The organism is Streptomyces cinnamoneus, assembly GCF_014650495.1.
GTDB classification, from domain to species: Bacteria; Actinomycetota; Actinomycetes; order Streptomycetales; family Streptomycetaceae; genus Streptomyces; species Streptomyces cinnamoneus.
This window is the reverse complement of sequence record NZ_BMVB01000024.1, coordinates 92,091-106,813: the sequence shown is the minus strand read 5'-3', so window position 1 is coordinate 106,813 and position 14,723 is coordinate 92,091. Positions and strand designations below refer to the sequence as shown.

The 14,723-nt window shown below is 72.3% G+C and carries 16 protein-coding genes and 2 pseudogenes; 9 read left to right on the top strand and 9 right to left on the bottom strand.

Annotation, left to right across the window (positions count from 1 at the left end):
- Positions 1–551 (bottom strand): annotated as a pseudogene (locus tag IE182_RS26430) (hypothetical protein); the annotation flags it as partial.
- 256 nt (positions 552–807) lie between these two features.
- On the opposite strand from IE182_RS26430, the gene IE182_RS26425 reads away from it, so the two are divergent.
- On the top strand, positions 808–1,116 hold the full coding sequence (locus IE182_RS26425) for a hypothetical protein (RefSeq protein WP_190112442.1): 309 nt from the start codon (positions 808–810) through the stop codon (positions 1,114–1,116).
- Between the two features lie 365 nt (positions 1,117–1,481).
- On the top strand, positions 1,482–2,780 hold the full coding sequence (locus IE182_RS26420) for a NucA/NucB deoxyribonuclease domain-containing protein (protein ID WP_190112441.1): 1,299 nt from the start codon (positions 1,482–1,484) through the stop codon (positions 2,778–2,780).
- A 164-nt stretch (positions 2,781–2,944) separates the two neighbouring features.
- Here IE182_RS26420 and IE182_RS26415 read toward each other — a convergent pair.
- Positions 2,945–3,101, bottom strand: a pseudogene (locus IE182_RS26415) (transposase); the annotation flags it as partial.
- A gap of 83 nt (positions 3,102–3,184) precedes the next feature.
- On the opposite strand from IE182_RS26415, the gene IE182_RS32945 reads away from it, so the two are divergent.
- Positions 3,185–3,856 (top strand): DUF402 domain-containing protein, encoded by a 672-nt coding sequence (locus IE182_RS32945; RefSeq protein WP_506417125.1) that lies wholly within the window; start codon positions 3,185–3,187, stop codon positions 3,854–3,856.
- Here IE182_RS32945 and IE182_RS26410 read toward each other — a convergent pair.
- The 7 genes from IE182_RS26410 to IE182_RS26380 form a co-directional block, all read right to left on the bottom strand.
- Positions 3,816–4,367 (bottom strand): type 1 glutamine amidotransferase domain-containing protein, encoded by a 552-nt coding sequence (locus tag IE182_RS26410; RefSeq protein WP_190112440.1) that lies wholly within the window; start codon positions 4,365–4,367, stop codon positions 3,816–3,818. The two genes, IE182_RS32945 and IE182_RS26410, sit on opposite strands and share 41 nt — an antisense overlap.
- Positions 4,364–4,972 (bottom strand): diguanylate cyclase, encoded by a 609-nt coding sequence (locus IE182_RS26405; protein WP_190112439.1) that lies wholly within the window; start codon positions 4,970–4,972, stop codon positions 4,364–4,366. The genes IE182_RS26410 and IE182_RS26405 overlap by 4 nt, the downstream gene beginning before the upstream one ends.
- A 43-nt stretch (positions 4,973–5,015) precedes the next feature.
- Entirely contained in the window at positions 5,016–6,119 is a 1,104-nt protein-coding gene (locus tag IE182_RS26400; protein WP_190112438.1) for an enolase C-terminal domain-like protein, read from the bottom strand.
- Complete coding sequence (locus IE182_RS26395; protein ID WP_229845115.1) at positions 6,116–7,783, bottom strand: GMC family oxidoreductase; 1,668 nt, start codon at positions 7,781–7,783, stop codon at positions 6,116–6,118. Before IE182_RS26395 ends, IE182_RS26400 begins: the two co-directional genes overlap by 4 nt.
- A gap of 82 nt (positions 7,784–7,865) precedes the next feature.
- Positions 7,866–8,456, bottom strand: a complete 591-nt coding sequence (locus IE182_RS26390) for a gluconate 2-dehydrogenase subunit 3 family protein (RefSeq protein WP_190112437.1) — start codon at positions 8,454–8,456, stop codon at positions 7,866–7,868.
- Between the two features lie 13 nt (positions 8,457–8,469).
- Complete coding sequence (locus tag IE182_RS26385) at positions 8,470–8,925, bottom strand: hypothetical protein (protein ID WP_190112436.1); 456 nt, start codon at positions 8,923–8,925, stop codon at positions 8,470–8,472.
- Positions 8,922–10,739 carry a thiamine pyrophosphate-requiring protein gene (locus IE182_RS26380; protein WP_190112435.1) on the bottom strand — a complete coding sequence of 606 codons (1,818 nt, stop codon included), beginning with the start codon at positions 10,737–10,739 and terminating at the stop codon, positions 8,922–8,924. Before IE182_RS26380 ends, IE182_RS26385 begins: the two co-directional genes overlap by 4 nt.
- Before the next feature lie 227 nt (positions 10,740–10,966).
- Here IE182_RS26380 and IE182_RS26375 point away from each other — a divergent pair, with 227 nt between their 5' ends.
- The 6 genes from IE182_RS26375 to IE182_RS26350 are packed head-to-tail and all read left to right on the top strand — an operon-like array spanning position 10,967 to position 14,699.
- Positions 10,967–11,143, top strand: coding sequence for a hypothetical protein (locus IE182_RS26375; RefSeq protein ID WP_190112434.1), 177 nt, complete (start codon positions 10,967–10,969; stop codon positions 11,141–11,143).
- On the top strand, positions 11,140–11,571 hold the full coding sequence (locus tag IE182_RS26370) for a monovalent cation/H+ antiporter complex subunit F (protein ID WP_190112433.1): 432 nt from the start codon (positions 11,140–11,142) through the stop codon (positions 11,569–11,571). Before IE182_RS26375 ends, IE182_RS26370 begins: the two co-directional genes overlap by 4 nt.
- Entirely contained in the window at positions 11,564–11,824 is a 261-nt protein-coding gene (locus tag IE182_RS26365; RefSeq protein ID WP_190112432.1) for a DUF4040 domain-containing protein, read from the top strand. The genes IE182_RS26370 and IE182_RS26365 overlap by 8 nt, the downstream gene beginning before the upstream one ends.
- A complete protein-coding gene (locus IE182_RS26360; protein ID WP_190112431.1) occupies positions 11,821–12,564 on the top strand; it encodes an MnhB domain-containing protein in 744 nt (247 codons plus the stop codon). Before IE182_RS26365 ends, IE182_RS26360 begins: the two co-directional genes overlap by 4 nt.
- Positions 12,561–12,905 (top strand): sodium:proton antiporter, encoded by a 345-nt coding sequence (locus IE182_RS26355; protein ID WP_190112430.1) that lies wholly within the window; start codon positions 12,561–12,563, stop codon positions 12,903–12,905. The genes IE182_RS26360 and IE182_RS26355 overlap by 4 nt, the downstream gene beginning before the upstream one ends.
- Before the next feature lie 6 nt (positions 12,906–12,911).
- A complete protein-coding gene (locus IE182_RS26350) occupies positions 12,912–14,699 on the top strand; it encodes a complex I subunit 5 family protein (RefSeq protein WP_190112429.1) in 1,788 nt (595 codons plus the stop codon).
- Positions 14,700–14,723 lie beyond the last annotated feature (24 nt).

Sequence of the window (14,723 nt, the reverse complement as noted above, 5' to 3'; positions counted from 1 at the left end):
CAGCTGCCGTCGCCCTGTTGGACGCGGTTGCAGTTGAGGCTGCCGTACGTACCGGTGACCTTCTTGGTGCCCTTGTACACGCCGTAGTAGCCGGGCTGGTTGAAGTTCCAGTTCACCGTGTCGGACACGCTGGACGTGGAGGAGTAGTTGACCTGGACGTTCAGGCCCAGGCTCGCTCCGACCATGCCGAGGGCCTCGCTGCCGAAGCTGCCCTGGATGTTGCCGTTGAGGCCCACCGAGACGGAGATGGACGTTTGGGTGTTGGTGGAGACGGAGTGGCTTCCGGTCGAGCCGGCGGTGACGTACCAGCCCTTGAAGTGGGTGATCGTCGGGGCGACTTCGGTCGACTTGATGAACGGGTGGCGCTTGCCCAGGTCGGACGTCGTGCAGGACTGCCCGGCCTGAACGGCGCTGGCGTCGGCGGCGGGGGTGGCGCCCTGGGCGGCGGCGGGGCCGGCCACGGCAGTTATGGCGGCGAGCGTCGATGCAGCGGTTACGGTGAGGGCGATCAGCCCTCTGGCCCTGCGGCCGGGAGTTCTCAAGTGGCTCATCATGCCCTTTCTTCGGCCGGGCGCCATGTCGGCCCGGGCCGGAACCCTGCCAGTTATGTGGTGGGGAGCGGTGGTCGATTGAGGCGAATTTAGCGTCGGCAGCGATGCAGTGACGATGACGGAATCAGCCGGTCCGAGGCGGAACTCACGCCCTTCAATGGACCTTGGACAGTCTTGACCTTCCCGGGGTTCATCAGGATTTCATCTGCGTTGCTAAGATCCGCCATCGCCGCCGCACAAATGGGCTGTTTCGGTCGTGATTTCGACGGTCGCCTCGACGGCCGGCGACTGCCAGAACGGATTTCATCGTCTGTCGGCGCGGCCGACTGCCACCAAGCCGTCACGGTATTCGGCCAACTTGCGCATTCTGAAAATCGAGGACCTGGGACGGCTGTGGCGCCTTGAATGTTTGCGCGCCAGCGTGAACGGCCCTATGAACGATGGGGGGGCAGAGAGGCATCGGCGCGACAGAAGAGAATCCAGCGAATCGAGCCAGACGATGTCCGGCGCTGAGCCGGAAGGAGATGCGCCGATCCCGACGACCGACCTGGCAGCTTCCGCATGACCCCCGACCGCATCCAGCACGGGCACGGAACACAACTAATCGGAAAACAAGGAGAAAGCGAACATGCCCTTACCAGGTTTACATCGTCACCACTGAGGACGGGGCCGAAGACCGAACCGATGGCGCCGTGCCCTGTCAGGGGCGACGCCTGGCCGCCGCTGCCGCATTGGGCGGCCCAGCGACGGCCGCCCTGCCCGCGCGTCCCGCCGACCGCGGAAGTGACGCTTCGAAGACGGGCGGCAGTGTGAGGCCCGAACGGGCCGAGGAACGATCATGGAAGACCCATTTCTGCCTGACGCAGACGGGCACTACGCCGGTTCGATCCCGAGTGGATTCACATGCCACCGGAAAAGGGAGGACCACCTTTGAAACGCGCCAGACGACTGCTGGCGGCCATAGCCGCGCTCGCCCTCACCGCAGCCCTTCTCACCCTGGGCGCCTCACCGGCCGCCGCCGCACCGCCGTCGGCCGGCCGGGCGGCCCCCCAAGGCCACGGCACCTGCGCGGCCACCGCCCCTGGCTCCGCACTCCGGCGCCAGGGCGCCGCTTGGTTCTGCTTCAGGACGGGCGGCCCGGCCACCGCCCGCGACCTGGCCGCCATGCGCCGCCTGGCCGGCGCCCACGGACCGGCTACGGCCCGCGTCGCGGCCCGTGACCCCGACGTCGACCCGGCCGATCCGCTCGATCTGTGCATGGAAAACAAAAAGGAGGTCAACACCTCCCGCAGTATGTACTGCGTACAGCACCCGATCGGCTACGAACTTCGTGGTGCTGACGGGAAGGTGAGCGAGCACGCCGAGGGCGTCGTCGTCACCTCGGCCAGGGTCGGCAAAACCGAGTGGGAGGAGAAGGTCCTTGCGGCCATCACTCAGAAAACACCCGACATGCCCAAGATGACGATTGGCCTGAGGGCCGACTGCACCGGCCCGTGCACGGGCGGCGCGGCTTTTGGCGGCGGGCAAGCGGTCCTTCCGGCGGTGGGCAGGGAGCTCCTCACGTCGATCACGTACAGAACCACGGTCGTCAAGGACGGCGAGACACGATCCCAGCCCCTCTACCACATGACAGGGACGATCCTCGCGCCCGGAACGCCCGGCAGAACCTCGCTGGACTGGCAGGGCCCCTGGCTTCGCTGTGACAACAAGGTCGGTAACGGGCCCGGCTGCGCCGACGATACGCACATGGCCAACGTGACGTTCCACAAGTCGCAGTACAGGGCCGCCGCCGTCAGCTACGAGTGGGCGCAGAAGAAACTCAAGTCCGCTGTCACCGGTACCAAGGTGAACCCCCTGCACCGCGACCCTAATTCCGATGAGTCCTGGACGAAGGCCAAGCGCCGTAGGACGTGCACGAACCTCCCGTACCCGTTCCCGGCGGACCCTCTTTTGGTACCGGGAGACTCCTGTGACGAGTTCCCCTTTGCCCGGTCCTTTGAGGGCGGCAAGCCCAACAACCTGTGTGTGGACATCCTGCCCAAGGAGGTTGGCGGCGTGTGGGATGTGGCGAATGTGAGGGTCATGCGGGGCGACCCCGATACGGCGGCGTGCGTGCGCTCCCATGTCACCGAGAAGGACAACGAGGCGGCGGGCAACGAGCTGGCCCAAGCGACCCGTTCAGCCCGCATCATCAATGGTGAGGCGTATTTTGTGATCGTCGACAACTGAGTGGATGTGTGCGGGGCCGGTAGCTTCGGTTACCAGCCCCGTTACCGCACCCGGTGGGGCACTATGGCCCGTCTTCAAAGGGGCGCCTGAGTGATCCATGATGACTGAGTGCGTCGTCGGCATGAACTCACCGACCACGAGCGGGATTTAGTGACCGCGCTCCTGGGGAGGTTCCGCCACGGGACACCGGTCCGTAGGCCGAAACAAGATCCCGTTGATGCCCCGCCGGTGGTCCTTCCACCGCCTGCCCCGACCGGTGTTCTTCGGCAAGTGCGGCTCAAGTCGAGCCCACTCCCGATCCGACAGATCACCTCGCCCCACACTGGCCAGAACGACATCAGCACTGCCCAGTCACGCGACCCGTCGGACACGTCCTAGCAACCGCGTAGCTCCTTATTAGGTAAATGTATGGTGCGAACTTTCAGCGGCCGTTCCGCAGAACGACGCATGGGATCGGCACCCTGGACCTGGAACTGGACATGTGGGTCCCCGGCGACGGCAGTCCCTACCGCTGGAAGGACGTCGAGCACTTCGAGGCGCGGGCAGCGAGTGGCGGCTTCGCCGAAGGGGAGGCGGAACGGGTAAGGGAGGAGTCGCGCTCCCTGGCGGCAGCCCTGGAGCGCGGCGAGGCGTGGTGGGACACCGGCTGGGCACATTGGCAGCCCGACGACGGCTGGGGTCTGCCCGACGCCGTGCCGTACCCGCTTGCAGCATCGGTGTGCCCGATTGCCGCGGCTTCCCCAACTGTGCGAGGTAGTGCTCTGCTCCGACTGCGCGGTTCATCCGCTGATGTGCCGGCGCCGGGCACCGGCGCCCGCAGCTCGCTTCCTCGGCTGGCCTTCGTAGCGGCATCTCCCGCCCCGGCCTACGACGGGGGCCAACGCGCCGGCTACCCCACGAGGCCCAGTGAACGTTTCCTCATGTGCCCGATGTCCACCCCACACCACCTCCGCCCGGGCGGCCGACCGCCGCCCGTCAGCCGCCGCCCCGCGCGGACGCCCGGCAGCGGCTTCTCACCCAGCCGGCACGCCCGCGTCAGCCACCCCCGCCCCGTGCCGCACGGAACTCCTCCGTGAACGCCTCGCAGAACGCCTTCAGATCGTCCGGCTTACGGCTGGTGATCAGCGTGTTCGGGCCGCTCGTGCACACCTTGACCTGCTCGTCCACCCACGAGCCGCCCGCGTTCTGGATGTCGGTGCGCAGGCTCGGCCACGACGTGAGGGTGCGGCCGCGCACCACGTCGGCCTCCACCAGCGTCCACGGCGCGTGACAGATCGCCGCGACGGGCTTGCCCGCGCCGAAGAAGTCCCGTGCGAAGGCCACGGCCCGCTCGTCCATGCGCAGGAAGTCGGGGTTGGCCACGCCACCCGGCAGCACCAGCGCGTCGTACTCCGCCACCCCCACCTCGTCCACCACCTTGTCGACGGGGAACGTGTCGCCCTTGTCGAGATGGTGGAACGCCTGCACCTTCCCGGGCTTCGTCGACACCAGCTGCGGCGTGCCGCCGGCCTCTTCGACCGCCTTCCAGGGAGTGGTCAGCTCGATCTGCTCCACGCCCTGGGGCGCCACGAGGAATGCGACCTTCATGATGACTTCCTTTCCACGAACTCTCGTTCTGTGCGGTTCTTCCTGCGCCGCCGGGACCCGCGCACGCAGCGCACGAACTCCTCGGCGTACGGCAGCGCCACGCACGCCGCCACCCCCAGCCCGATGCCGGCCAGATAGCCGCGCGGCAGCGGACGACGGCGCGGCACCAGGCGCCACGCGCGGGGGTCGCCCCGGCCGCCGCGCAGCAGGGAGCGCACCTGGCCGGGGTGCAGGCACATCAGCGAGGCCAGGGCGGCGAACGGCAGGGTCTCCAGGAAGCTGTGGACGTGCTGCTCGACCGGCGTGACCTCGCGGTCGCTGCGCACCGCCGTCCGCACGTCCCACAGGGCGGTGGCCTCGTGCGCCGCCGTCGCCCCCAGCTGCACGGTCATCAGCAGCGGATTGACCTCGCACAGCAGCGTCAGCGCCAACGGCACGCCCACCTCGGTCATCATCAGGGCGTGGATCGCCGACTCCTTCGTCCCCGACGTGTCCTCGATACGGGTGCGCCGGTGCAACGCCCAGTCGGCGATCCCGGGCACGAACCAACCGGGCAGCAGCCCGTACATCAGGTAGCGGGTGGTGGCGTCCTGGACGTCGTTCATGCGGAGCTCCTCGCGCAGGGATGACGGGCATCGGGGCAGCGGTTCACAGCACGCGGTGGGCGATCGCCTCCTCGTGCCGGAACCCCATCCCGTGGCCCGGCTCGCCGCCCGCACCCGGCCGGACCGTGCCGCCCGACGGGTCGAGGGCCCCGGTGAAGTAGGCCCCCTCGATGCGCGCATGGTCGTGGAACCACTCGATGTGCCGCAGGTTCGGCACGCACGCCGCGACGTGCGCGTGCACGTGCGGTGCGCAGTGCCCCGAGATCTCCAGCCCGTGGGCCTGGGCGACGGCGGCGGCCCGCAGCCATCCGGTGATCCCTCCGCAGCGGGTGGCGTCCGCCTGCAGGCAGTCGACGACGGGCGCCATCCGCGCGAAGTAGGGCAGGTCGTAGCCGTACTCGCCGGCGGCGATGTCACAGGCGCACAGGTCACGGACCAGCCGCAGCCCCTCCAGGTCGTCGGAGGAGACGGGCTCCTCGAACCAGCCGACGCCCATGTCGGCCAGCGCCTGCCCGACGCGCACCGCCTGCTTGCGCGTGTAGGCGCCGTTGGCGTCCACGTACAGGGCGGTGTCCGGGCCGATGGTCTGCCGGGTGTGGCGCACCCGGGCGAGGTCGCGGGGTACGGCCCGGCCCCAGGACTCCCCGATCTTGATCTTGACGCGTTCGATGCCGTGCCCGTGCACCCAGCTGGTGAGCTGCGCCGCCAGATGCGTGTCGTGGTACGTCGTGAAGCCACCGGAGCCGTACAGCGGCACGGTCTCGGCGACCGCCCCGATCAGGCGGACCAGCGGCACCTGCAGCAACCGGGCCTTGAGGTCCCACAGGGCGATGTCCACGGCCGAGAGCGCACCGGCCACCAGCCCCGGCCGGCCGGCGTTGCGCACCGCGCGGCCCATCGCCTCGTTCGCGCCCGCCACGTCCATCGCGTCGCGCCCGAGGACGTGGCCGGAGAGCAGGCCGGTGACGGCCGTGCCCGTGTCGGCCGGCCCGTACGTCCAGCCCAGCCCCGTCTCCCCGCCGCCGCGGGCCTCCACCACGACGACGGTGGTGGAGTCCCAGGAGAGCGTCCCGTCGGCCTCCGGGGCGTCGGTGGGAATGGTGTAGGCCGAGACCTCCAGCGCCTCGACCGGCCGGTCGCAGGTCATGACGTCCTCCCGGGGCGCTGCGCGATCAGTCGGGTGGCGGCCCTGTCGGCGAGGGCCATGATGGTCAGCGCCGGGTTGGCGCTGCCCTGGGTCGGCAGCACACTGCCGTCGGTGACGAAGAGGTTGGGGATCGCGAACGTCCGCAGGTCGCCGTCCACCACGCCCTCCGCAGGCGTGCGGCCCATCCGGCAGCCGCCCACCAGGTGCGCGTACCGCTCCACCGTCATCAGCTCGGTGGCACCCGCGGCCTTGAGGATCTCCTCCATCACCTCGCGCGCCGCCTCCATCAAGAGGTCGTCGTTGGCGCAGTGGCCGTGGTCGAAGCGGGCGACGGGCAGTCCGTGCCGGTCCTTCTCCTCCGCCAGCGTGACGCGGTTTCCGGCCTGCGGCAGGAACTCGCACAGGGCACCCAGCGTCGCCCAGTGCACGTAATCGGCCATCCGCTGCCGCAGGTCCGTGCCCCAGTGGCCCTGCGCGGCCACGTGCTCGGCCCACATGATGGGCAGCGGCGAGACCGTCTGGACGGAGAAGCCGCGCCGGTAGGGCTTCGACGGATCCGTCTCGTAGAACGCCTCGCTGCTCACCTCGGGCGGCGGGCCCTTGTACATGCGGATCTCGTCGGGGAAACGGCCCGCGGTCTGCGGCGCGCCCTGCACCATGACGTACCGGCCCACCAGGTCGTGGTCGTTGCACAGGCCCTGCGGGAAGCGGGAGGTGGCGGAGTTCAGCAGCAGCCGCGGCGTCTCGATGGAGTAGCCCGCGACGGCGACCGCCGCCGCCCGCTGGAAGCGCTCGCGCCCGCCGCGCACGTACCGCACGCCCGTCACCCGGCGGCCCGCACGGTCGGTCTCCACCCGGGTGACCATCGCGTCGGCACGGATCTCCGCGCCGTGCGCGATCGCGTCGGGCACGTGCGTGATCAGCGGTGACGCCTTGGCGTTCACCTTGCAGCCCTGGAGGCAGAAGCCGCGGTAGATGCAGTGCGGGCGGTCGCCGAAGCGGCCGTTGGCGATGGCGACCGGGCCCACGCGCGCCTCGATGCCGAGCGCCGCGCAGCCGGCGAGCATCACCTCGCCGTTGCCGCTGACCGGGTGCGGCGGATGGGGGTGCGGGTGCGGGTCGCCCCACGGCCAGAACTGGCCGGCCACCGGCAGCTCGCGCTCCAGCCGCTCGTAGAACGGCCGCAGCTGCCCGTACGCCAGGGGCCAGTCCACGCCCACGCCGTCGAGGGTGTGCGTACGGAAGTCGGAGGGGTGCAGGCGCGGGGCGAACCCCGCGAAGTGCACCATGGAACCGCCCACGCCGCGACCGGAGTTGTTCGAGCCGAGCGGCACCGGGTGGGTGCCCCCGACGACCCGGGGCTCGTTCCAGTACAGGTGGTGCGACCCCCATTCGTCGCTGACCCAGTCCTTCTCCGGGTCCCAGAACGGGCCCGCCTCCAGGCACACCACGCGCCAGCCGGCGTGCGCGAGCCGCTGGGCGAACGTCGCGCCGCCCGCGCCACAGCCCACCACCGCCATGTCCACCTCGTCGGCGTCGTCGAAGGACTGCATCCGCTCGCGCATCCGCGTCACGTGCGGCAGCCAGGCCGAGGCGTTGCGACGCCGCACGTCGCCCTGCGGGCGGGCCGACTCCCGCAGCGTCCGCCACCACGCACCGCTCACGGCCACCCCCCGCACGTCGTGCCCGCACCCGTGCCCGTGCCCGCACCCGTGCCCGCGCCCGTGCCCGCGTCGCCGGTCGTGCTCACCGGGGGGCCTCCCACGTCTCGCGGCGCCCCCGGCCCAGCCGCAGGTAGCCGCGGGGGTAGGCGGGACCGCCGAAGCCGATCTCGTCCCAGGCGGAGGGGTGGGCGTAGTACGCCTCGCAGGCGTAGCGCGTCCACAGCGACCACACGTGCGCCGCGGGCATCCCATACCAGTCACGGCCGCCCAGCTGCAGCACGTGCCGCAGCAGCCGGTCCCGGTCGCCGTGGCCGAGCTCGGCGAAGACCCGACCGTCGTGCCGCAGGCGTGCCTCCTCGTCCAGGGCGGCCAGCGAGCGCCGCCACGCCTCGGGGTCCTCGGGGACGTCCGCGTAGCGCCAGCCGTCACCCTCACCGGTGGCCAGCCGGGCGTCGATGACCGACAGCACGGGCACCGGCGGGTCCTCGGCGGACCGTGCCAGGACGAGGTCGAGCAGCGCCTCGGCCGCCGCCTCCTCCGCCGGGGTGAAGAAGCGCAGCGACGGCTGACGGCGCGGCCCCAGCCGGGCCAGCACCACCCCGGCCGTCGCGGTGTCCCACGTCGGCGCCCGGCCCGCCGCCCCGGCGTCGTCCCCCAGCCGTGTGCCCGTCATCGCCTCGACCGCCTCACCGCTCCCGCCGCAACCCGCTCGCCAGCAGCCCCATGCCGCCCACCATGCTCATCAGCAGCGGTGCGAACAGGGGTGGGCCCAGCTCGACGTTGTAGCGGGCCATGCGCCAGCCCCCGGGCTTCCGGGCGATGCCCCGCACGTGCAGATACGTGCCCTGCAGGCCGTTGGCGGCGATCGCCGCCGAGGCGAGCGGCAGCGCGGTGCGCGCGGCCCGCTCGTCGGCGAAGCCGGCCATACCGGCCGCCAGCCCCACCGGGCCCAGCAGCACCGGCCACCACATCACCCGGTTCCCGAACCCGGCCCGGTCGTGCTCCAGGAAGACCTCCGCGGCCGTCACCGCCGAACCGGCGGCCATCAGCAGTGACAGCGACCGCTGCAACCGCCCGTGCCGCACGTCGTACCGCGCGCGCCGGAACCCGCCGCGCCGGCCGGGCGGGCGGCGCCCCCTCACCGCTCGCCCTCCTCCGGGGAGGCGGACTTCTTCCGGTGGGGCAGGAACTCCTGCATCTTCGCCTTGATGCCCTGCCGCAGCATGCCCTTGCGATCCGCGTCGCCCTTGAGGACGGCCGCGGCCGTGGCCTCGATCTGGTCCCAGTCCGCGTGCGGCGGAATCGGCGGCACCGCCGGGTCGGTGACGAACTCCACCACGGCCGGGCGCTTGCCGGCGAGCGCCTCGCGCCAGGCGTCCTCGACCTCGTCCGGCTTCTCCACCCGGATCCCGGTCAGCCCCAGCATCCGGGCGAACTCCGCGTAGGAGACGTCGGGCAGCTCCTGCGAGGGCAGGAACTGCGGGGCGCCGCCCATGGCGCGCATCTCCCACGTCACCTGGTTCAGGTCACGGTTGTTCCACACGCCGACCACCAGCCGCGAGTCCTCCCACTGGTGCTGGTACTTGGCGACCGTGATCAGCTCGGCCATGCCGTTCATCTGCATCGCCCCGTCCCCCACCAGCGCCACCACCGGCCGGTTGGGGTGCGCGAACTTCGCACCGATCGCGTACGGCACGCCGCAGCCCATCGTCGCGAGCGTCCCCGACAGCGAGCCGCGCATGGTGCCGCGCATGGTGATGTGGCGCGCGTACCAGTTGGCGACCGAGCCGGAGTCGGAGGTGAGGATCGCGTCGTCCGGCAGCAGCGGCGACAGCGCCGCCGCCACGTGCTCGGGGTTCACCGGCTCGGCACTCACCGCGGCCCGCCGCCGCATCACCTCCTTCCAGCGCTCCACGTGCGCGATCACCTCGCTCTGCCAGCCGCGCCGGTCCTTGCGCTCCAGCAGCGGGATCAGCCGCAGCAGCGTGGCCCGCGCGTCACCGATCAGGTTGACCTCGTACGGGTAGCGCAGCCCGGCCATGTGCGGATCGAGCTCGATCTGCACCGCCCGCGCCTTGCCGAACTCCGGAAGGAACTGCGAGTAGGGGAAGTTGGAGCCGATCGTCAGCAGGGTGTCGCAGTCCCGCATCAGCTCGTACGACGGCCGGGTGCCCAGCAGGCCGATCGAACCGGTGACGTACGGCAGCTCGTCGCTGAGCACGTCCATCCCCAGCAGCGCCTTGGCCACGCCCGCGCCGAGGACCTCGGCGACCTGCTCGACCTCGGTCCGGGCGCCGGCCGCGCCCTGCCCGACGAGGACCGCCACCTTCTCACCGGCGTTGAGCAGCTCCGCGGCCCGGGCGAGCGACTCGTCCGAGGGCACCGCCTGCCAGCCGCTGCGGTCCAGGCTGGACGGCACCATCTTGAACGCGTGGGTGGGCGGCGAGTAGTCCAGCTCCTGCACGTCGGCATGGATGATGACGGCCGTCGGCGCACGCCGCGCGTAGGCGGTGCGGATGGCCCGGTCGAGCACGTTCGGCAGCTGCTCGGGCACCGTCACCGTCTCCACGAAGTCGGAGGCGACGTCCTTGAAGAGGGTGTGCAGGTCCACTTCCTGCTGGTACGAGCCGCCCATGGCCGAGCGGGCCGTCTGCCCCACGATCGCCAGCACCGGCACGTGGTCGAGCTTGGCGTCGTAGAGCCCGTTGAGCAGGTGGATGGCGCCGGGCCCCGAGGTCGCGGCGCACACCCCCAGGCGCCCGCTGAACTTGGCGTACCCCACGGCCTCGAACGCCGCCATCTCCTCGTGCCGTGCCTGGACGAACTGCGGCTGGTTGTCGGCCCGGCCCCAGGCGGCCAGCAGCCCGTTGATGCCGTCCCCCGGATACCCGAAGACCCGCTCCACACCCCACTCCCGCAGCCGGGCCAGGACGTAGTCGGAAACCTGCTCGCTCATGCGTTCCTCTCCACCTGTCGCTCCGTCTGGATCGTGCGCGTACGGGGCGTGCGTGACGTCGGGACGGGTAACCCCCGGCCGTCCCGATGAAACCTCCCGGTTTGCGGCCGCACGGGGTGGCGTCCCGCCCCGCCCGGCGCCATGTCCGATACTCGGGGCATGGCGGACCGGACCCCCGGACCCCACCCGGCGGGCGAGCACCCACGCGGTGCGGAGAGGGAGCGGCGGTGCGAAGCGGTGCGGCGGCCGCGGCGGCGGAGATCCTGCTCTGGTGGGCCGCGCTCACCGCGCTGTGGGCCGTGCTGATCAGCGCACCCGACCCGCTGGACCTGGAGATCGGCACGGCCGCCGCGCTCCTGACGGCCTTCGCCGCCCGGGCCGCCCGCAGGGCGGCGGCCCGGTGAACGGCTGGCTGGCCGCCGCCTGCGCGCTCGTCGTCGGCGGGCTCGGCCCCAGCCTGTGGGGCGCCGCCCGCGGCACCACCGGCCGGCGCGTCGTCGCCCAGAACATGGCCACCCTCCTGCTGTGCCTGGTCCTCCTCCTGCTCGCGCAGGGCTACGGCCGCCCCTCCTACACCGACCTCGCCCTGGTCGTCTGCGTCCTCGGGCCCGCCGGCACCCTCGTCTACATCCGTCTGCTCGGCGAGGAGATCGAAAAGCACCCGCCCGGCGCACGGCTGCTGACCCCCGCCGTGACGATCGGCGCGCCCGCCACCGTCGTGCCCCTGTGCGTCGCCACCGGCCCGGGCCGTGCCATGGCCAAGCTGCTCGTCATCGGCGCCCTGCTGGTGGCCGGCGGGCTCGTCACCACCCGGGCGCTGCGCCGTGGGTGACGCCCTCGACGACGCCCTCCTCGCCGCCGGCCTGCTCCTCGTCGCGGCCGCCGCCACCGCGGCCGCGCTGTGCCGCGACCCTGCCCGCCAGGCCGTCCTGCTCTCCCTGCTCGGCCTCGGCCTCGCCCTGCTCTTCACCGTGCTGCAGGCACCCGACGTGGGCCTGTCCCAGCTCGCCGTCGGCTCGGCGGTGACCCCGCTGATGCTCCTGCTGACGGTGCGCAAAGTACGGCGCCGGAAGCGGCACGAGTGAGGGGGCCCATCCGGCGGTGGCCGCTGGCCGCCGGGCTGGCGGCCACGGCCGCCCTGCTCGTGGCCGCCTGCCTGCGGCTGCCGCACTTCGGGGGCGACCGGCACCCCTACGGCGACCGGGCCGTGCGGACCGCCCTGCTCCAGCGCACCGCCAACACCGTCTCCTCCGTCAACTTCGACCAGCGCGCCCTCGACACCCTCGGCGAGGAGAGCATCCTCTTCGCGGCCGTCCTCGGCACCGTCGTCCTCCTGCGCCAGACCCGCGACGAACACCGGGTCGCCCCGCAGCCCGCGCCCGTGCCGCCCCCGCTGCGCCGCTACGGCACCCTCGCGCTGCCCGTCGCGCTGCTCATCGGCCTGTACGTGATCGCGCACGGCCAGCTCAGCCCGGGCGGCGGCTTCCAGGGCGGCGTCGTCGTCGCCACCGCCCTGCACCTGCTCTACGTCGCCGTCGACTACCGCGCCCTGGAGCGGATCCGGCCCGTCGGCCCGTACGAGCTGGCCGACGGCGTCGGCGAGGCGGCGTACGTGCTGCTCGGCGCGGCCGGGCTGCTGGCCGGCTCCGCCTACCTGGCCAACACGCTGCCGCACGGCACCTTCAACACGATGGCCTCCGGCGGCACCGTCCCGCTCCTCAACGCCGCCGTCGGCATGGAGGTCGCCTCCGGCGTGGTCGTCCTGCTGGCCCACTTCCTCGGCCAGGCGCTGGAGATCGTCGGGGAGGAGGGGGAGCGGACGTGACCGTCCTGCCCTACCTCGTCGCCGTGTGGATCTTCCTGATCGGCGTGTACGGCATGGCCACCAGCCGCAACCTCGTGCACGCCGTCGGCTGCCTGGCCGTCACCCAGTCCTCCACGTACGTGCTGCTGCTGGCCGTCGGCTACCGCCGCGGCGCCACCGCGCCCGTCTTCTCCGACATCCCGGTCGGCACGCCCGTCGTCGACCCGGTCGTCCAGGCCCTGGCCCTCACCGACGTCGTGGTCGGCGCCACCGTGACCGCCCTCCTGCTCGCCCTGGTCGTCCAGACCGACAAGCGGCACGGGACCGTGGACCCGGACGAGCTGACCGAACTCAAGGGCTGAGCGGCGATGGAACAGCTGCTCCCGCTGATCGTGGCGGTGCCGCTGCTGGGCGCCGCGCTGCTGGTCGGCCTGGGCCGCCGGGTGCCGCGGCCGGTGGCCCAGGCGGTGGCCTGCGCCGGCGCGGGCACCTCCGCGGCCCTGGCCCTCGCGGCCCTCGCCCACGGGGGGAGCGAGGTCGTCTGGGTGGGCGGATGGCGCCCGGACGGCGGGCACAGCGTGGGCATCGTCCTCGTCGGCGACCGCATCGGCGCGGGACTCGCCGCGCTGACCTCGCTGCTGATCGTGGCCGTCCTGGCCTACTCCTGGCGCTACTTCGAGCAACCCCCGCACGCCCATCCGGGGTCCTTCCCCGCCATGATCCTGCTGTTCCAGGCGGGGATGTGCGGCTTCGCGCTCACCGGCGACCTTTTCGACGCCTTCGTCTTCTTCGAGCTCATGGGCGTCGTCGCCTACGCCCTGACCGGCTACCACGTCGAGGAGGCGCGGCCGGTGCAGGGAGCCCTCGCCTTCGGCTTCGTCAACTCCCTCGGCGGATACGCCTGCCTGACGGGCATCGTCCTGCTCTACGCGCGGACGGGCGAGCTGGGCATGGCGCAGACCGGCCGCGAACTGGACGCGGCGCCCGGCCCGGACGCCCTGGTCGTCGCCGCGTTCGTCCTGGTCCTGACCGGACTGCTGGTCAAGGCGGCCGCCGTGCCCTTCCACTTCTGGCTCGCCGACGCCCACGCGGTGGCCCCCACGCCCGTGTGCATGCTGCTCTCGGGCGTCATGGTGGAGACGGGCGTGTACGGCGTCGCGCGCGTCCACGCGACCGTCTTCGGCGGGCCCGGCGGCATCCCCGCGGACGACGTCCGCCGCGCGCTGCTGGTCCTCGGCGTGGCGACCGCGGCGACGGGGGCGGTGATGTGCTGGCAGCAGCGGCACGTGAAACGGCTGCTGGCCTTCTCGACGGTCGCCCACACCGGGCTGTTCCTCACCGGCGTCGCCCTGCTGACGCCGGAGGCGCTCGCGGGCACCTGCCTCTACGTCCTCGGGCACGCCGGCGCCAAGGCCGCGCTGTTCGCCTGCACCGGCATCCTGCTCGACCGGCACGGCAGCGTCGACGAGCACGAGCTGCACGGCCGGGGGCGGGACATGGCGGGCATCGGCCTGCTCTTCGCCGCGGGCGGCCTCGCGCTGGCCGGGCTCCCGCCGTTCGGCACGGGGCTGGGCAAGGCCCTGGTGGAGGAGCAGGCCCCCTGGCTGCCGGTGCTGTTCGTGCTCGTCTCGGCGGTCACCGGAGGCGCGGTGCTGCGGGTGGCCGCACGGGTCTTCCTGGGCGCGGGGGACAGCGAGCGGGAGGTCGGCGAGGAGGAGCCGGAGACGGCCGGCGACGAGGAGGAACCGGAGACGGGCCGCCGTCTGCGCCTGCTGCCCCGGCCGATGGTCACGGTCGCCGCCACCCTGCTGGCCGGCTCCCTGGCGGTGGGCACGGTCCCGGCACTGGCCCCCGCGGTGGACGCGGCCGCCGGGGCCTTCCTGGACCACGCGGGATACGCCGCGATGGTGCTGGACGGCGGGCCCGGCGGCCCGTACCGGGGCCATCCGGGGGAGTGGTGGACGTGGACCGGCGCGGCCCTCGGCCTGCTCTCCGCCGCCCTGGCGACGGCGCTGGCCGTCCTGGCCGTGCACCGCTTCGTCCCCTCGGGCGGCTGGGCGTCGCCCCTGCGCCGCCTGCACTCCGGCCACGTGGGCGACTACGTGGCCTGGACGATGGCGGGTATCGGCCTGCTGTGGGGGCTGATCCTGTGGTGAACGGCCGGCGGGGAAAGGGCGGCT